The following is a 16,862-nucleotide window of genomic DNA, read 5'->3' as shown; positions in this document are numbered from 1 at the left end:
AGATGATGGCGGCGCAGATATTAAGGGGATCTAACATCATCTTCTGTATTACGGCGTCAGTTTTTTGGCCGCCAGTAGCGTCGCCTCGCGGCGTGTTGCGATGAAATCAGCAATTTTTTCTCGCGCGGCGGCAACCTGCTCCGGCGTGGCTGAACGAGGCGAACCGCTGCGAAAGGGCGGGGCTGGGTCATACTCCATCTGCAATTGAATCGCCTGCGCCGTTTCCGCGCCATACAGTTCAGCCACCAGCGTCAGAGCAAAATCAATACCGGAGGTCACCCCTGCGCCGGTTATGCGATTACCATCGCGCACCACGCGTTCATGTACGGGTATCGCCCCCAGCAAGGCCAGTTGATCGACGGAAGTCCAGTGCGAAGTGGCCCGATAGCCTTGCAACAATCCCGCCGCGCCCAGCACCAGCGACCCGGTGCATACCGAGGTAATCAACCTCGCCTGTTGTGCCTGACGGCGTAAAAAGCACAGTGTTTCTTCATCCGACATCAGCGCAATCTGACCCGGCCCCCCAGGGACGCAAACCACATCCAGCAGCGGACAGTCGGCAAAGGTGGTGGTGGGCAGCATCGCTAAACCGCGATCGGAATACACCGGTTCACGGTTTTTCCAGATAAGGTGAGTTTGCACGCCAGGCGTGCGGGCAAAGACCTCAAAAGGGCCGGTAAGATCGAGCTGTGTCAGTTCAGGAAACAGCAGCAACCCGATAGTGAGTGGGACGGGAAGTGACATAGCGGCATTCCTTGTAGGTGATTCCTCATGCTGATTGCACGGAGTCTTGAGGGGATCTCCCCGCAGGGCAAAGGAAGCATTAATCTTCTGCCACCCATATCAAAAGCCCCGAAAAATCCAGTGAAAGCCGGCACGGAAAGTTGTTTGGTATGCCGCTAACAGGTTTTAGCCGCATATCGTGATTTCCACGATAGCCAGTAGCCGGGATCTCTTCAAGCTTTAGATGGGATAGACGCCAGAGGGTCTGAAAGCAGTTGCATTACCCGCTTGGCATAGTCCGCGGAAACGCCCTGAAAACAGGGCGTTGTGGAAGTTGGTGGAACAGGGGGGAAATTATTCGATTGGACCTGTTTATTGAATATGAATAAAAGGTATTAGAAATTAGCTTGTTAGTGGGATTTATTCTGTTTCGGTGGGGATTTACTACCCAATGTACTACCCGTTTGGGGTTGGAGATTTTTAGGCCTGTAGAGTCGCTATTTGGCTTCATAGGTTAAGGAATGTAATTGGCTGTTTGGCTTCAATTCGCTTCAATAGTCGGGCCAGTGCCAGAAAATGATACTACCAAAAACCCAGTGTCTTGACAAATTGGGAACAGGTCAGATTTATATAACGAGGAGTTTATAAATAATCAACTGAAGAAATAAGAGAGGGGGAGGTTTCCCCCTCAATAATCATTATATTTTGGCTAACATTTCCTCAAGAATTGTCTGCCGTTTCATTCTATCATCTGTAATACCTTCAATAGATAGCACTATTTCTACAGCTTTCTGGAAGGTTGCCTTAATTTTATCACCGTGTTTTGTCATCTCTGTTATTATTTTTCCGCAGTAGGCGTCCATTTTCTTTGAACCTAACTTTGGAATTTCTTTGCCAGCGATAACTGCTCCAACAACAGCCATTAAATGCCATTTGTATTTTCGGATGTTTTGTGGAATATCTGCATTAGATGTCAATAGGTGTAGTCTGTACAGGGTAAGGCAAGCAGCATAAAATACGATCTCTTTAGAATCGCTTGAAAAAATCTTTTCTGCAAGAAGTTCGTACATTCTTTTCGGATATCTATAGGAAAGATCAGGTCGTCTAAAGAACATTGCTGCAACGCATTTGGCTGCCATATGTACAGAGAAAACTCTCACAGCAGGTATATCTCTACCTATAAATTGTCTTTCGCGTCTTTCCAAGAATAGTCGACCATCTTGGCCTTCATATGTATCAAAATAGGCTTCAACTTTTTTAATGATTGGGCGTAGAGAATAAAATTGTGTCTCATCAACTTTTGTTTGACTGTTTGTTGCTCGAACTAACTCAGAAAAAACGTCTTCATTTGAAGTTTCTACAACTTTAAGGTTTACCATCATTGAATCATCTAAGGAATTTCGGCATTCATAGAGAACGTTCGAAGTTTGGCAACCATTAACTATTTGAAAACTCTCTAAATGTAAAATATTACCTTGAAGTTTTACATCGGGGCTTACAATGGTGATACCATTATTTAAAACGGGAAATCTTGAAGCGGAATCTTTATTTTTTATTGTCTCGGCAATAGAGGCGTTTACTAGATTATCAATTCCTAAGAAAGCTCGGACATTCTCAACAAAGACATGATTGCGAAGAGAACCTTCCTCTGTTATTAACAAACTGTCTACAAAATCCTTGGCTTTAACAACAGCAAGATAAGCCTCTTCGATGCCATTTATTTTAGGCAGAGCTGCATTGCTAAATAAAGGAAGCTCTGCATTTACAACTGAATATGTGTCGATCCAAGTGCGCGTTAGTTCATCTCGGTCTACAAACTCAACACTGATGTTACAGAAATATCCCAGTTCATTAACTTCATTGATAAATGCACTTCGAGCTGATTCAAGTTCTTTTGGTTTTTTATATATTCCAGTTGCTACATATCTTGCTGTGAAAGTAGGCCTGCCACCTCTTATTTTAGGTACGTTCTTAATAACAACGTCGAATATATCATGGGCATTTTTTTGGATATCATCTGTGGATGAATAAGGTGTCTCTTCTACAAACCGAAAGATTGATTCTTTGAACTTTAAAAAATCGCCAAGATCGAAGGATTCACTTCTTTTTGATTGAATAAAAACTATGTCGACATCATGGTTTTTCCGTTGTGATGAATATACAGAGTTTGCATCTTCTGGAGAGATACAAAGTTCTTCATCAATAATGATAGCAACACCGTCCATACCATCATCACCAGAACCGCTTGTTACGTCATCAATCTCGAAATCCATACTAATTCGCGAAGATAAGATAGCTTTATTACAAAACAACTCAAATTGAACATCTTCTTCGAGATTTTCAATACCAAAACTTTTCACGAAACTTTCAAGGTGGGCTTTAACTATTCTGTGCATAGGACAAACCTTTGAAAACAGCGGTTGAAATTTTTCTTATCCTATCACTGGAAACTTGGTTTGGATATTTCCTTAAGCTCCTATTGCCCGTTTCACTTAACAGCATGGTTTTTATGCACACTGTAAATCGCTATCGGGGCCGCCATACAACAAATTTCGCATAAAAATGGTGCATGAGACTCATACATTTTCAAGCGACATAAGCATACACTCATGCGCATTCAGGTCTGCCAGAGATGAGGTAAATAAAAACCCGGTATAGGACCGGGAAAATTTCTCAGGCAGGTGACTGCTGCCGGTGAGATAGTTTTCTGGCTGAACCGTAATGGTTAAGTGTAACTGTTTCATATAATAGAGCTATCCACTCTTAACGGTCTTACTACATGCGGATTATGTTCCTGAGGCTATCAGCAGCTTCTCGTTCATAACATTCCAAGACGCTGTTATTGGAAAATTGTGCCAGAAGCGCATGTTACACATATTCGCTGCGTGTTAATCAATGGGGAACAGATCAAATAGGTAGGTCCTATGGTTCTACTACAAGGTCGGTCGGAATCAACTGTACTTGAACAAGTCTGTCTCCTGAAATGAATAATTATTCGGTAATTTTTACAAATTATTTATCTTACCGTGTGTGGACTCCCACGCTCCTTACTGGATTTCTATGGAATAGAAATCCAGTAAGGAGCCAACAAGCGCAGCGCGTTAGCCGCTTGATATACGGATTTTGGCGCAGTAAATTGTCAGTGCTATACCGCTGCTGCAAGCAGCACTCCCATGTTGCCACGACCTTCAAGGCAACGCGCAGGACCAACCTGTGTGGTCGATTCCCAACCCGCCTCGCTACCACTTTGCGGGTGATCGCTGCGGCGATGGTAGCTCACTTATCCCAATGCCTTAGGGCTGCATCCTGTTTATTCTTGCCTTTCGCATACGCATTGATGCGTAACAACCTTTATAGCTGGCGCAACCGTCAACGGCCATTTGCTGCCTCAGAGAATGCATCCATGAGGCAGCGGCGTCACTTCATACGGCGCAAAGCCGTTGCAAGTGACGCCGCTAACGATCTCTGCGCCAGCCCTTGCGCCACAGCGCTTTCCGGCGCTACCTGTCATCTGACGCACATTTTCTGCGTCAATTCTTATCAACCCACTTATCAGAGGAGGACTGAACCGATACCTGAGGCAGGTTTTTAGCCTGAGGGGATTACCCTGCTGATGCAGGCGGCTGCCCCGAGTGCATAACCGATATCCCCGTCATACCTCAACCGCTGCCGCTCCGGCGCGCAGGTATTGTTCAGCGTGGCACGGTAAATCCGTGTCGTAAATCGCCGTGCGCTGGAGAACAGAGGTTGTTGAGGATGGAAGAGAGGGTAATGCTTGAAGATAAAAGAAATATGTAGGAAGCAGCCTTTAGCGACGCTATTCAGCCCGGCTTTTTACCAGCGCCAGAATTTCCGATTTTTCCTCAGGCGGCAGCGCCTGAAACGCCAGTATTAGTTCGGCCAGTTCGTCATCGGCGGTATAAAAGTAAGCTACAGGTAATTCCAGCACCTCCGCCAGCAGTTGAATCGTCTCAATATTGGCCTGATGTATGCCTCTTTCATAGCGATTGATGCGCGTACTGGCGACAAACTCATCTATCCCGGCGTCAATACCAAGCTGTTTTTGCGAGAGTCCTTTGGCATGACGCGCCTGCTTAAGCCGTTGACAGAAAATGTCGTGATAATTAGGTCTTGTTTTCATGGCTACGAGAATCGTAGTTTTTGCTTGAGTCGGATACTACGAATAACGTAGTATTGGGTTGTGCATGATCCTTTTACGACGAAGAGTTAGGGGGTTACATGAAAAACGACTGGCATAAGGCGGATATCGTTGCGGCCTTGCACAAACAAGGCACCACAATGGCTGCGCTTTCCCGTGCGGCAGGGCTGAGTTCATCGACGCTGGCAAACGTAATTGCTCGTCCCTGGCCGAAAGGTGAATGGATGATTGCCGAGGAATTGGGCATTCATCCTGCCGAGATCTGGCCGAGTCGCTATTATGATGAGACAGGGAAATTAATCGATCGCAAGATAAGAATCAGAGGGCGGCAGTCTGAGTAAAACATGATTGCGTTACTTTGTTTATTTGTTTTCTAACGATGCAAGCAGTGCGCTTTGTTGTGCGGCGGGCAGATCGGAGAAAAGCAGGATTATTTTCGCCAGATTGTCATCATCCGCATAGAAATACGCCAGCGGGACGTTTAATGCTTCCGCTAATCGGTTTGCCGTTACGATGTTGGCTTCATGCACGCCTTTCTCATAACGGTTAATACGCGCACTGGCAACAAACTCATCAATCCCGGCAGCAATACCCAGCCCTTTCTGGGACAAGCCCCGAAGTAAGCGGGCATCCTTAAGACGTTGACTGAAAATATCACGATGCTGTCGGCGAGTATTCATGACTACGATATTCGTAGGTATAAATTCGCCTGCATACTACGAATGTCGTAGCTTATATGTCGCTGGTACAACCGGAAGTAGAGAAAATTAATAGTTCGCAATAATCGGCTTACCGAGGTCTGCCAGTTTACAATGCGCTTCCCGCTGTTCCTCAAAGTAATCATACCGATCATAAATGCCTTCAACGCCTTTCAGCTTATGATTAAGGCACCGTTCGGCGACATAGCAGAACGCCTAACGCAGCCAGCAGGCTGCGGCAGGTGTGGCGCGATCTCTCTGGCGAAGATCCGCTGTGGGATAGGCGGGTGTTTAAGGCGTCGCACCAAATCCTGTTTCCAGTCGTTAAACAGATCGTTGACGTTATGGATTCTGGCGGGGCGATTGCGTTTACGTTCGGCGATAGCAACAAAAACGCCCTGAAAACAGGGCTTTGTGGCAGTCGGTGGAACAGGGTGGAAATTATTCGATATTTTGGATCTGCTCGCGCATCTGCTCAATCAGCACCTTGAGTTCGATGGCGGAGGCGGTGACGTCGGCGTTGATGGATTTGGAGGCCAGCGTGTTGGATTCACGGTTGAACTCCTGCATCATAAAGTCCAGACGACGGCCGACGGCTTCCTCTTTCTTCAGAATTTTATAGGTTTCCGCCACGTGCGCTTCCAGGCGGTCGAGCTCTTCCGCGACGTCGATGCGCTGGGCCATGATGACCAGTTCCTGTTCCAGCCGGTTATTTTCCAGCTGTACCTGCGCGTCTTCCAGCTTGCTGAGCAGTCGTTCGCGCTGCCATTGCAGAATATTCGGCATCTGCGCGCGCACTTTGGCGACTTCGGCGCTGACGCCGGCCAGACGCTGTTCAATCAGCGTTTTTAATGCATGGCCTTCGCTTTCCCGCGCGCTGATGAAGTCATCCAGCGTGCGATCCAATGCCTGCAACAGCTCGGCGCTGATGGCGTCCAGATCCTGTTCTTCCGCCGCCATGACGCCGGGCCAGCGCAGGATATCGACCGGATTGATTTCCCCTTCGTCGCTCTGCATTTTTACCCAGTTGGCGGCGCTGACCAGCTGTTTAGCCAGATTTTCATTCAGAATCAGCGAGCTTTGCGCGCGCGGGTCGAGATCAAAACGCAGGTTGCATTCAATTTTACCGCGGGTCAGACGGGAGCGGATACGATCGCGAATAACAGGCTCCAGACTGCGGAACTGTTCTGGTAAACGGATGTAGGTTTCCAGATAGCGCTGGTTAACGGAACGCAGTTCCCAGGCTGCGCTGCCCCAGTCGCCCTTGACTTCCTGCCGGGCGTAAGCGGTCATACTGCGAATCATCGGTGCATACCTGTAAAGCAAATGATGCAGGGATTATAGCGTCGTGTCTGCGGGCAGGGTAGGACAAAATCTTTGATCCGGCAGTCAGGCTGCCCGTTTGGGGGCAGGGTTGCGGCTATACGGCGTGCAATAGCGCTTCATTTTGTCTGGCGATCTCCCGGCATTTGTTCTTCATCATCTGCTTTAGCTGCAATGTCGCCCGCGACTGCGGGTTATCTCGTCGGCTGATCAGCGTGACTTCAAACGGCAAGGGTTGATCGATCGGCACGATTTTAAGCAGATCGGCATAGCGACAGGCGGTAAAGAGGTCGACCACGCCGACGCCGCCGCCGGCCAGCACCATATCCGCAATGACCGAGTAGGTTTTGATGTACAACGAGGCCGGCGGTTGCAGATTCCGATCGCGCAGCGCGCGGTGCAATACCTGTCCGAGCGGATCCTGGCGCTGCATCATCAACAGATTGTTTGCACATAACCATTCGAGCGACACCGGGCCGTTCACCGGACTGGTTTTCGGCAGCAGCGCCACCATGGAGGACTGAAACAGCGGTTCCGCCAGCAATGCCGTGTCGACCTGCTGCCCGAACACCAGGGCGAAATCGAGCTGGTCTTGCAGGATGTTCAGGCACAGGGTGCTGAAATGCTCCGTCACCAGTTCCACGTTGACGCGCGTTTCCTGTTTATGAAACTCGACCAATGCCGGGGCGACAATCATTTGTCCAAACGCGTGCGCGGCGCCCAGGCGAACGGACTGCTGTTTGCCGATTTTAATCTGCTCGGTCAACCTACTGATGTTTTGCAGCTGTTTATACAACTCCTGCACTTTGGGGATCAGGCTGCGTCCTTCTTCCGTGGCGATCATACCTTGCGTATGTCGTTCAAACAGGGCGAAGCCCAGCTGTTGTTCAGCATGGTTAAGCACCCGGCTGACATTGGGCTGAGAAACGTTGAGCAAACGGGCGGCGCCGCTGATGGTGCCGGCCTGTACGATAGCCTGAAAAATTTCGATATGTCGTAAACGCATGGGAGCACGCCCCGTGTATCTGTGGTGGTGGCTGTACCCTGAGGCACAACGCTGTCTGCAATATTCACTATGCAATATCCACGCCATACGGCAGAGGTTAGCGCTCCTTTTCCGTTTCCGCTGGTTTACCTCACCCGCCCCAGGTCGTTTCCAATACGCGCAGCCAGTTGCCGTAGCAAATCTTTTCCAGCAGCGGGCGATCGTAACCCTGTTTAGCCAGCGCATCGACCAATAGCGGCAGACCGGCGACATCGGCCAGATCCGGCGGCACGGTGGTGCCGTCGAAGTCCGAGCCCAGGCCGACGCCGTCTTCACCCAGCTTTGTCAGCAGATAATCAACGTGGCGGACGATTTCGCCTACCGTCGCATCGGGATCTTTTTTCCCGTCCTCGCGCAGGAACATGGTGCCGAAGTTCACGCCGACGAAACCGCGGCTTTCGCGGATCGCGGCCAGCTGTTTGTCGGTCAGGTTGCGTGACTGGGCGCAGAGCGCGTGAGCGTTGGAATGGCTGGCGACCAGCGGCGCGTCGCTGATGGCGGCGGTTTGCCAGAAGCCTTTTTCATCCATATGCGAGACGTCCACCATAATGCGTTTGGCGTTACAGGCCCGCACCAGACGTTTACCGGCTTCCGTTAATCCATCCCCGGTATCCGGCGAGGAAGGGAAGCGGAACGGCACGCCCTGACCAAAAATATTCGGGCGGCTCCATTGCGGCCCCAGCGTGCGTAATCCGGCCGCGTGCAGGATATCCAGCAGCGTCAGGTCGGGATCGAGCGCTTCGGCGCCTTCAATATGCATCACCATCGCCAGCACGCCTTCCGCCATACACTGGCGGATATCCGCCGCGCTGCGGCAGATTTTGGCCTGCCCGGCGGACGCCGCCTCAATGCGCAGCAGAGTGGAAATGAATGAAAACGTGATCTCCCTTGCGTTTTCCATCGTCGGCGTGGCGTGAGGCACAAATAGTCCCCCGTTTTCTGGTACGGTTTTTGCTGGTGCTTTGGGTGAGGGAACATAAACGGCAAACAAACCGCCGGCAAAGCGGCCTTGCCGGATGCGCGGCAGATCGATCTGGCCCGCGGCCGGTCCGTTTAGAAAGGCTTCTACCGGGTTATCCCGATGAGAAGACCAAAGACGCAGGAGTACGTCGTTATGTCCGTCGAAAACAGGGATTTGTTCACTGAAGGGAAACTGATTGTCTGACATAGTCACAAGTACCGGCTCTGGATGCGATGGAGTGGTGCGTAAGCTTGCTTCATTTCAGTGCTCTGCACCAAAAGTGAACAAACCGCCGCTAAGGGAAAATAACCCCTTAGTTCATCCATTTTAAGCCAGCCTTGTTTGTCGATGTCAAGACAATACCTGAAATAAAAAAATCAAAAAACTATTTTAATATCAACATGTTGAGGTGTTTATGGTTACCAGGAGACGTTTTCTTGCCGGGTGCGGCGCCGTGCCGTTCCTTTCCTATCTGAATCTTCACTCCGCCTTCGCCGCGACCCCGCCTTCCATACTGGTGATGGCGATGCAACTGGACAACATGACCAGTCTCGATCCGCATGAGAGTTTTGAAGCCGACGGCTCTGAAATCGCCGGTAACCTCTATCAGCGTCTGGTGATGCCAAACCCGGATAAACCGAGCGAAGTCAAAGGGGAGCTGGCGACCCATTGGGAAGTGAGCAACGGGGGAAAAACCTTTACGTTCCATATCGATCCCAACGCCAAATTTTCCGACGGCAGCGCGGTGACGGCGGAGGATGCGGCGTTTTCGTTGCAGCGTGCGGTCAAGCTGGATAAAAGCCCGGCGTTTATTATTAACCAGTTTGGTTTTACCAAAGACAACGTCGAACAGCACGTTACCGCCTCGGACGCGAGTACGCTGGTGATTAATCTGGATCAGCCGGCGGCGGAAAGTTTCCTGCTCTATTGCCTGTCCGCCCCGGTGAGCAGCGTGGTGCAGAAGAAGGCCGCGTTGGCCAATCAGAAGGGCGACGATCTGGGCAACGCCTGGGTGAAACAGCACAGCGCCGGTTCGGGGCCGTTCGCCCTGCGTAGTTGGAAAGCCAGCGAGAGCGTGATTCTGGAGAAAAACCCCCATTATCCGACGGACAGTAAAATCCAGCGCATCATCATGAAGCATATTATCGATCCGTCCGCGCAGTTGTTGATGTTGCAGAAAGGGGATGTGGATATCGCGCGTAATCTGACCAGCGAACAACTGCGCCCGATTCTGAACGATGAGAATTACCATGTGATTCGTAAGGATGTTTCCGCCATTATGCTGATGTCCTGCAACACCACTCATGAAGCGCTGAAAAAACCGCAGGTCTGGCAGGCGCTGAAGTGGGCGGTGGATTATGACGGCATCCAGAAAAACATCATTCCACTGACGCACCGCGTGCATCAGAGCTTCCTGCCCGGCGGCTTCCCGGCCGCGCTGGACGATACCCCGTTCCATCAGGATATCGCCAAGGCGAAAGCCCTGCTGGCCGAAGCGGGTTATCCGAACGGTTTCGAGATCACGCTCGATCACTACTCCGCTCAGCCTTATCCGGATATCGCCCAGGCGCTCCAGACGCAACTGGGCGCCATCGGCATTAAAGTCAGACTGATTTCCTCGGAAAACCGTCAGGTATTGACCAAAATGCGCGCCCGCCAGCATCAACTGGCCGTTACCGCGTGGGGCGCGGATTATTTCGATCCCAACTCCAATACCGAAGCGTTTTGCGTGAATACCGATAACAGCGAAAACGCCCGCAGCCGCACGCTGGCATGGCGCTGCGGCTGGTCTGACGAGAAATTCAATACCCTGACCGAGCAGGCGCTGCATGAAAGCGATGCGGATAAGCGTATTGCGCTGTATGAAACCATCCAGCGCGAACATCGGGAACACAGCCCGTTTATCATGCTGATGCAGAATACGCTGCCGATTGCCTGCCGTAAGAATATCAGCGGCGTCAACATGACGGTGCTGCGCGATAGCGCTTACGATCGGGTGAAAAAAGCGTAATGTCGGTATTCAAACGTGTTCTCAGTACGCTGGGTAGCCTGATACTGACGTTGTTTGGCCTGTCGGTGCTGACATTTTTTATCGGTCGGGTAATGCCGACCGATCCGGTGTTGGCGGTGGTCGGCGATAACGCGCCGGAATCCGTGGTGGCGCGCGTACGTCAGGAAATGGGGCTGGACCAGCCGTTGTGGGTGCAGTTTGCCCGTTATCTGCATCAACTGCTGCAAGGCGACCTGGGGAATTCGGCGCTCACCTCTAACCCGGTTATTTCGGATATCGCGCGCTTTTTCCCCGCCACGCTGGAACTGGCGACCGCGGCGATTATTATCGCCGCGCTGGTCGGCATTCCGCTGGGCGTGTGGGCGGCGGTGCGTCAGGGCTCCTGGGTCGATCAAATCATCCGGGTGGTCTGCCTGGCCGGACATTCCCTGCCGGTGTTTGTGCTGGCGCTGCTCAGCCTGCTGATTTTCTATGCGGTGCTGGGTATCGCGCCGGGGCCGGGCCGGCAGGACATCATCTTTCAGGACATGGTGCCGCAGGTGACCGGGCTGCTGACGGTGGATTCGCTGCTGGCCGGCGATTACGACGCCTTTAAGGACGCCGTCGCCCACATGGCGCAGCCGGTTTTGATACTGGCGTACTTCAGCATGGCCTATATCACGCGCATGACGCGAACCTTCATGCTGAATGCGCTGAGCGGCGAGTTCGTGATTACCGCACGGGCGAAAGGGTTGTCGTCGCGCCGGGTGATCTGGCGTCACGCCTTTCCAACGGTGGCGGTGCAACTGGTGACGGTGTTGGCGCTGACCTACGCCGGTCTGCTGGAAGGCGCGGTGGTAACGGAAAACGTCTTCTCCTGGCCGGGGCTGGGGCAATACCTCACCACCTCGCTGATGAACGCCGATATGAATCCGGTGGTTGGCGCCACGCTGTTGGTCGGCACGCTGTATGTTCTGTTGAATCTCTGTGCCGATATTCTCTACCGACTTTGGGATCCGCGCGTAAAATGATTTTTTCTGTCTCACGAGCCTGGTTGCTCGACGAAACGCCCGCCACCCGCCGTCAGGCGGTATGGGGACGGCGCTACCGCCTGTGGCTGGGGTTACGGGCCAATCCCATGGCGATGATCGGGCTGGTCATTATTCTGTCCGTGCTGCTGTTGTCGCTGGCGGCCCCGTTATTAACGCCTTTCAATCCGGGTTTTCAGGATTTGTCCAACCGGCTGGCGCCGCCTTCGGCCGCGCACTGGTTAGGGACGGACGAACTGGGGCGCGATATCTATACCCGTATCCTGTACGGCGGCCGCACCACGCTGGGTATGGTGATTGCCGTGGTGGCGCTTACCGCGCCGATTGGTTTACTGGTGGGCTGCGTAGCGGGATACGCCGGCGGGCTGTTGGATAAAACGCTGATGCGCGTGACGGATATTTTTCTGTCGTTCCCGCGTCTGATTCTGGCGTTGGCTTTTGTGGCCGCGTTAAAGCCCGGCGTGGAAAGCGCCATTCTGGCGATTGCGCTCACCGCCTGGCCGCCGTATGCCCGTCTGGCGCGGGCGGAAACCATGCAGTTTCGCCACAGCGACTTTATTGCCGCCAATCGCCTGACCGGGGCGACGCCGATGCGCATTATTCTGCGCCATATCATGCCGCTGTGCGTGCCGAGCCTGATCGTGCGCGTGACGCTGGATATGAGTGCGATCATTATCACCGCGGCCAGTCTTGGCTTTCTCGGCATGGGCGCGCAGCCGCCGTCGCCGGAGTGGGGAACGATGATCGCCACCGCGCGGCGTTTCCTGTTTACCGAATGGTGGGTGCCGTTGATGCCTTGCATTGCCATCTTCCTGACTTCGCTGGCGTTTAACTTTTTAGGTGACGGTTTGCGCGACGTGCTGGATCCAAAGGAGCGTTAAATGCTGGTGGAAATTGAAAATCTTCGTATCTCGTTCAGCAACGGGCGCGAAAGGTCAGAGGCGGTTCGGGGCGTGTCCCTGAGCATGGATAAAGAGAAGTTCGCCATCGTCGGGGAGAGCGGTTCGGGTAAATCGCTCACCGCCCGCAGTCTGATGCAGTTGCTGCCGGGCAATGCGCAGATTCAGGCGGATAAACTCAGCTTTGACGGCATCGATCTGCGCGGCGCCAATGAAAAAACCATGCGTCGCATTCGCGGCAAGCGCGTCGGCTTTATTTTACAGGATCCGAAATACTCGCTGAATCCGGTGATGACCATCGGCGAGCAGGTGGCGGAAGCCTGGCGGGAACATAAAGGCGGCGGCAAACGCGCGGCGATGACGGCGGCGATCGAATTGCTGGATCAGGTGCGCATCCGCGATCCGCAGCAGGCGGCGGCGCGCTATCCGCATGAGGTGTCGGGCGGAATGGGGCAGCGGGCGATGATCGCCATGATGCTGGCGCCCGACCCGGAGTTGCTGATCGCCGATGAACCGACCAGCGCGCTGGATGCCACCGTACAGGCGGATATTCTGAAACTGATCGACGATCTGGTTTCGCAGCGGGGCATGGGCCTGATTTTAATCAGCCACGACCTGCCGCTGGTCTCGCATTTTTGCGATCGGGTGGCGGTGATGTACGCCGGCCGCATTGTGGAAATGCTGGCCGCCGGCGATTTGCATCGTGCTCAGCATCCTTATACCCAGGGCCTGCTGGCCTGTCTTCCTTCTTTAAAACATCCGCGGGATCGCCTGCCGGTGATGAAACGTGACGCGGCCTGGAAAAACTGATGATTAGACTGGATAACTTACGTATTTCATTCGGATCGACCGCGGTGGTGAAGGGGGTCTCTTTTCAGGTGGACAGCGGCGCCAGTTTCGGCATCGTGGGTGAGAGCGGTTCGGGTAAATCGACCATTTTGCGCGCGCTGGCCGGGCTTAACCATGACTGGCAGGGCGGCATGCTGTTCGGCGGCATGGCGCTGACGGCGCATCGCGGGCGCGATTTCTTCCGTCAGGTGCAGATGGTGTTTCAAGACCCTTACGGTTCCCTGCATCCGCGTCAGACCATCGACCGTATTCTGCAAGAGCCGCTGTTGGTACATCACATCGATCGCGCTGAACAGCGCATCGCCCAGGCGCTTGATGACGTGGGATTGCCGTCGACGGTACGTTTTCGTTTTCCGCATCAACTGTCCGGCGGACAGCGGCAGCGCGTCGCCATCGCGCGGGCGCTGATTGCCGAACCGGAAGTGCTGCTGCTGGATGAGCCGACGTCGGCGCTGGATGTGTCGGTGCAGGCGGAAATTCTTAATCTGTTGATGGATATCCGGCAGGCGCGGAAACTCACCTACCTGATGGTGAGCCATAATCTGGCGGTGGTGACCCATCTTTGCGAGCGGGTCGGCGTCATGCAGCACGGGGAAATGGTAGAAATATTGAGCGCCGAAGATTTACGCGCGGGTCGTATGCAGCACCCGCACACCACGGAATTGTACGCGCTAAGTATGGCGTTAGAGGAGCCGGCATCATGTTGAACTGGAAACGGGCGACGGAAGTCGCCCAATCAATAACCGAGCGCTGGGATCACGACCATCAGCCCGGCGGGGCGATAGTGCTGTTTGACCGCGAACAGATCCAGGCCGCGTGCTGCGGCGGGCTGGCGGATTTGGCTCAGGGGACGCCGTTCAGCACCAGCAGCGTGGTGCGTTTCGCCTCGGTCACCAAGCATCTGTTTGCCGCGCTGGTCACCGGGCCGATGGCCGACAAAATCGCGTTGACGGATACGCTGGCGCAGCATCTGCCGCAGCTGACCGGCCCGAACGGCCAGGTCACCGTCGGCCAGGCGCTGGATATGACGTCGGGACTGGACGATATCCGCGAGACGCTGTCCCTGCTGGGGCTATCGGTTTATAACGCGACGCAGGCCGCCGATTTGTTGCAGTTCGAAGCCGATATGGGCGCGCTCAACTATCCGGCCGGCAGCGAAATTTCCTATTCCAACACCGGCTATCGGCTGGTGGAGGAAGCGTTGAAGGCTAAGGGCATTCTGTTCGAGGATTTGCTGCAACGGCATGTCTGCGCGCCGCTGAATATTCATCTGCACGCGCCGGAAACCTGGTTTGATATTGTACCCGGACTGGTACCCGGCTATTGGCAGGGGGAAAACGGCTGGCAACTGGCCAGCGCCGGCCTGCATTTATCCGCATCCGGCAGCGTGACCGGCAGCGTGCGCGACCTGAGCGTCTGGCTACAGGCGTTGCTGAGCAGCGACGGCCCCGGCGCCGGCGTGCTGGCCCGACTTTGCGCGCCGCGTCGGCTGGCCGACGGCCGGGTGACGGGCTACGGGCTGGGGATCGCCCATACGCAACTTGGCGCGGCGCATCTGGTCGGACACGGCGGCTCCCATGCCGGCTATAAAACCTACTTCCTGCTCGATCCTGAGCAGGGCGCGGGCGTCGTGCTGGTCGCCAACCGCGAAGATGTCGCCACCTATGACGGCGCGTTGCGCATTATGGCGGCGCTGCTGGAACAGCCGTTGCCGCAGCCGGGACATGCGTTGACCCGCGGGCTATATGCGTCCGACGGCGGCGGCGACTGGCTGGAGATTAGCGGCGATACCGCCTGCTGGCTGGGCGCGAGCGATACGCTGTATCTTAGCGAGGATCCGGCGGAGGCGGCGTCGCTTTCCAGCCATATGCCCATGCGGCTGCGGCAGAACGGGGCGGCGATAGAAGGGGAGATCGGTCATGTGCCGCGTCGCTTCCTGCCCGTGCAGGCGGACGACGGCATCGAGCGGGCGCAAGGGCGCTGGTTCTGTCCGCAATGGCGCAGCGAACTGGCGATTACGGGCGACAGGCTGGTGATGGGCATTGGGCCGGCGGCCGTCACTGCATCGTTGATATCGCTCGGAAAGCGCCGCCTGCTGGCCACCGCGCAGGATGGCCCGTGGGAAAAACGTTTCGCCATCCAGCTTGAGGATAACAGCATGACGTTACTGCTGAACCGCAGCCGGGTGGTGAAATATCAGCGATAAATATCGGCGACCGGATCTTCCCCGACATAACCGTAACCGCGGTACATCCCTTCACTGTTGAACGGCAACGCAATGTTGCCGTCGCCGTCGACGGCGATCAGGCCGCCGCTGCCCGCCAGCCGCGTCAGTTTTTCCATCACCACGCGATCGGCGGCCTGTTGCAGAGTCAGTCCGGCGTATTCCATCAGCGCGGAGACATCGTAGGCGGCGACGGCGCGCATGAAAACTTCGCCCGTGCCGGTGCAGGAGACGGCGCAGGTCTGGTTGTTGGCATAACATCCGGCGCCGATAATGGGGCTATCCCCTACGCGTCCGGCTTGCTTATTGGTCATGCCACCGGTGGAGGTGGCCGCGGCCAGATTGCCGTAGCCGTCCAGCGCCACCGCGCCGACGGTGCCGAACTTGCGGTCGGGATCGATAGGATCCTGTGTCTGACCGTCGTGATCCAGCACCACTTTCCCTGTTCCTGATTGGGCGTTATGCAACTGGAGTCGGCGTTCTTCGGTAGAGAAAAAGTCCGGCGCCACCATTTCCAGCCGTTGCCCGCGGGCGAAATCCTCGGCGCCGGCGGCGGTGAACATCACATGCTGGCTGTTTTCCAATACGCTTCTGGCCGCCAGCACCGGGTTGCGGATATGGTTGACGCAACTGACGGCGCCGGCATCCAGCGTGCGGCCGTCCATGATGCTGGCGTCCAGTTCGTGGGTTTCGTTATGGGTGAATACCGCGCCGTGTCCGGCATTGAACAGCGGACACTCTTCCAGCAGCCTGACGGCCTCGGTGACCGCATCCAGCGCGCTGCCGTGCGAAGCCAGAATCTGCTGCCCGCCGGCGATAATCGCCTGTAATGCGCTCAGATAGCGCCGTTCTTTCTCCGTGCTCATGGCGGCGCGGGTCAGCGCGCCGGCGCCGCCGTGGATCACAATCACTGGTTTTTTCATACTGCCGATTCTCTTTTCA

At 54.5% G+C, this 16,862-nt stretch carries 15 protein-coding genes and 1 pseudogene; 7 read left to right on the top strand and 9 right to left on the bottom strand.

The window, feature by feature from the left end; translation table 11 throughout:
- Positions 1 to 48: 48 nt before the first annotated feature.
- The 3 genes from ABRZ26_RS17610 to ABRZ26_RS17600 all read right to left on the bottom strand — a co-directional run bounded on the left by ABRZ26_RS17610 (position 49) and on the right by ABRZ26_RS17600 (position 4,864).
- Positions 49 to 744 carry a DJ-1/PfpI family protein gene (locus tag ABRZ26_RS17610; protein ID WP_319605453.1) on the bottom strand — a complete coding sequence of 232 codons (696 nt, stop codon included), beginning with the start codon at positions 742 to 744 and terminating at the stop codon, positions 49 to 51.
- Between the two features lie 677 nt (positions 745 to 1,421).
- Positions 1,422 to 3,119 carry an AIPR family protein gene (locus tag ABRZ26_RS17605; protein ID WP_413556313.1) on the bottom strand — a complete coding sequence of 566 codons (1,698 nt, stop codon included), beginning with the start codon at positions 3,117 to 3,119 and terminating at the stop codon, positions 1,422 to 1,424.
- A 1,421-nt stretch (positions 3,120 to 4,540) separates the two neighbouring features.
- Complete coding sequence (locus ABRZ26_RS17600; protein ID WP_319605452.1) at positions 4,541 to 4,864, bottom strand: helix-turn-helix domain-containing protein; 324 nt, start codon at positions 4,862 to 4,864, stop codon at positions 4,541 to 4,543.
- Between the two features lie 98 nt (positions 4,865 to 4,962).
- On the opposite strand from ABRZ26_RS17600, the gene ABRZ26_RS17595 reads away from it, so the two are divergent.
- Entirely contained in the window at positions 4,963 to 5,223 is a 261-nt protein-coding gene (locus ABRZ26_RS17595) for a helix-turn-helix domain-containing protein (protein WP_121576508.1), read from the top strand.
- 21 nt (positions 5,224 to 5,244) lie between these two features.
- Here ABRZ26_RS17595 and ABRZ26_RS17590 read toward each other — a convergent pair whose 3' ends face one another.
- The 5 genes and pseudogenes from ABRZ26_RS17590 to ABRZ26_RS17570 all read right to left on the bottom strand — a co-directional run bounded on the left by ABRZ26_RS17590 (position 5,245) and on the right by ABRZ26_RS17570 (position 9,116).
- Positions 5,245 to 5,562, bottom strand: a complete 318-nt coding sequence (locus ABRZ26_RS17590) for a helix-turn-helix domain-containing protein (RefSeq protein WP_319605451.1) — start codon at positions 5,560 to 5,562, stop codon at positions 5,245 to 5,247.
- Positions 5,563 to 5,649: 87 nt separating this feature from the next.
- Positions 5,650 to 5,830: pseudogene (locus tag ABRZ26_RS17585) on the bottom strand (hypothetical protein); the annotation flags it as partial.
- Between the two features lie 191 nt (positions 5,831 to 6,021).
- Positions 6,022 to 6,885, bottom strand: coding sequence for a YicC/YloC family endoribonuclease (locus ABRZ26_RS17580; protein WP_319605450.1), 864 nt, complete (start codon positions 6,883 to 6,885; stop codon positions 6,022 to 6,024).
- Positions 6,886 to 7,000: 115 nt separating this feature from the next.
- Positions 7,001 to 7,909 (bottom strand): LysR family transcriptional regulator, encoded by a 909-nt coding sequence (locus tag ABRZ26_RS17575; protein ID WP_319605449.1) that lies wholly within the window; start codon positions 7,907 to 7,909, stop codon positions 7,001 to 7,003.
- Positions 7,910 to 8,039: 130 nt separating this feature from the next.
- Positions 8,040 to 9,116: a dipeptidase gene (locus ABRZ26_RS17570; RefSeq protein ID WP_319605448.1), complete on the bottom strand. Its 1,077-nt coding sequence runs from the start codon at positions 9,114 to 9,116 to the stop codon at positions 8,040 to 8,042.
- A 208-nt stretch (positions 9,117 to 9,324) separates the two neighbouring features.
- Here ABRZ26_RS17570 and ABRZ26_RS17565 point away from each other — a divergent pair, with 208 nt between their 5' ends.
- Genes ABRZ26_RS17565 through ABRZ26_RS17540 form a run of 6 tightly spaced genes read left to right on the top strand, consistent with a single transcriptional unit; the run spans position 9,325 to position 15,902 of the window.
- Positions 9,325 to 10,920, top strand: coding sequence for an ABC transporter substrate-binding protein (locus ABRZ26_RS17565; protein WP_319605447.1), 1,596 nt, complete (start codon positions 9,325 to 9,327; stop codon positions 10,918 to 10,920).
- A complete protein-coding gene (locus ABRZ26_RS17560; protein ID WP_319605446.1) occupies positions 10,920 to 11,930 on the top strand; it encodes an ABC transporter permease in 1,011 nt (336 codons plus the stop codon). Before ABRZ26_RS17565 ends, ABRZ26_RS17560 begins: the two co-directional genes overlap by 1 nt.
- On the top strand, positions 11,927 to 12,829 hold the full coding sequence (locus tag ABRZ26_RS17555; protein ID WP_319605445.1) for an ABC transporter permease: 903 nt from the start codon (positions 11,927 to 11,929) through the stop codon (positions 12,827 to 12,829). Before ABRZ26_RS17560 ends, ABRZ26_RS17555 begins: the two co-directional genes overlap by 4 nt.
- A complete protein-coding gene (locus ABRZ26_RS17550; RefSeq protein WP_319605444.1) occupies positions 12,830 to 13,657 on the top strand; it encodes an ABC transporter ATP-binding protein in 828 nt (275 codons plus the stop codon).
- Positions 13,657 to 14,403: an ABC transporter ATP-binding protein gene (locus ABRZ26_RS17545; RefSeq protein WP_319605443.1), complete on the top strand. Its 747-nt coding sequence runs from the start codon at positions 13,657 to 13,659 to the stop codon at positions 14,401 to 14,403. The genes ABRZ26_RS17550 and ABRZ26_RS17545 overlap by 1 nt, the downstream gene beginning before the upstream one ends.
- The gene (locus ABRZ26_RS17540) at positions 14,394 to 15,902 is read left to right on the top strand and encodes a serine hydrolase domain-containing protein (protein ID WP_319605471.1); all 1,509 of its coding nucleotides are present in this window, start codon (positions 14,394 to 14,396) and stop codon (positions 15,900 to 15,902) included. The genes ABRZ26_RS17545 and ABRZ26_RS17540 overlap by 10 nt, the downstream gene beginning before the upstream one ends.
- Here the strand turns inward: ABRZ26_RS17540 and ABRZ26_RS17535 are convergent.
- A complete protein-coding gene (locus ABRZ26_RS17535; protein ID WP_319605442.1) occupies positions 15,893 to 16,843 on the bottom strand; it encodes an isoaspartyl peptidase/L-asparaginase family protein in 951 nt (316 codons plus the stop codon). The two genes, ABRZ26_RS17540 and ABRZ26_RS17535, sit on opposite strands and share 10 nt — an antisense overlap.
- Positions 16,844 to 16,862: the final 19 nt, after the last annotated feature.

It is taken from the genome of Brenneria sp. L4-2C, assembly GCF_040240335.1.
Taxonomy (GTDB): domain Bacteria; phylum Pseudomonadota; class Gammaproteobacteria; order Enterobacterales; family Enterobacteriaceae; genus Brenneria.
Note: the sequence above shows the minus strand (reverse complement) of the source record. Positions and strands in the feature narration are given on the sequence as shown.

Excerpts from the sequence above, each read along its gene's own strand:
- ABRZ26_RS17610 (WP_319605453.1), bottom strand. The coding sequence starts at position 744 with ATGTCACTTCCCGTCCCACTCACTATCGGGTTGCTGCTGTTTCCTGAA.
- ABRZ26_RS17605 (WP_413556313.1), bottom strand. The coding sequence starts at position 3,119 with ATGCACAGAATAGTTAAAGCCCACCTTGAAAGTTTCGTGAAAAGTTTT.
- ABRZ26_RS17600 (WP_319605452.1), bottom strand. The coding sequence starts at position 4,864 with ATGAAAACAAGACCTAATTATCACGACATTTTCTGTCAACGGCTTAAG.
- ABRZ26_RS17595 (WP_121576508.1), top strand. The coding sequence starts at position 4,963 with ATGAAAAACGACTGGCATAAGGCGGATATCGTTGCGGCCTTGCACAAA.
- ABRZ26_RS17590 (WP_319605451.1), bottom strand. The coding sequence starts at position 5,562 with ATGAATACTCGCCGACAGCATCGTGATATTTTCAGTCAACGTCTTAAG.
- ABRZ26_RS17580 (WP_319605450.1), bottom strand. The coding sequence starts at position 6,885 with ATGATTCGCAGTATGACCGCTTACGCCCGGCAGGAAGTCAAGGGCGAC.
- ABRZ26_RS17575 (WP_319605449.1), bottom strand. The coding sequence starts at position 7,909 with ATGCGTTTACGACATATCGAAATTTTTCAGGCTATCGTACAGGCCGGC.
- ABRZ26_RS17570 (WP_319605448.1), bottom strand. The coding sequence starts at position 9,116 with ATGTCAGACAATCAGTTTCCCTTCAGTGAACAAATCCCTGTTTTCGAC.
- ABRZ26_RS17565 (WP_319605447.1), top strand. The coding sequence starts at position 9,325 with ATGGTTACCAGGAGACGTTTTCTTGCCGGGTGCGGCGCCGTGCCGTTC.
- ABRZ26_RS17560 (WP_319605446.1), top strand. The coding sequence starts at position 10,920 with ATGTCGGTATTCAAACGTGTTCTCAGTACGCTGGGTAGCCTGATACTG.
- ABRZ26_RS17555 (WP_319605445.1), top strand. The coding sequence starts at position 11,927 with ATGATTTTTTCTGTCTCACGAGCCTGGTTGCTCGACGAAACGCCCGCC.
- ABRZ26_RS17550 (WP_319605444.1), top strand. The coding sequence starts at position 12,830 with ATGCTGGTGGAAATTGAAAATCTTCGTATCTCGTTCAGCAACGGGCGC.
- ABRZ26_RS17545 (WP_319605443.1), top strand. The coding sequence starts at position 13,657 with ATGATTAGACTGGATAACTTACGTATTTCATTCGGATCGACCGCGGTG.
- ABRZ26_RS17535 (WP_319605442.1), bottom strand. The coding sequence starts at position 16,843 with ATGAAAAAACCAGTGATTGTGATCCACGGCGGCGCCGGCGCGCTGACC.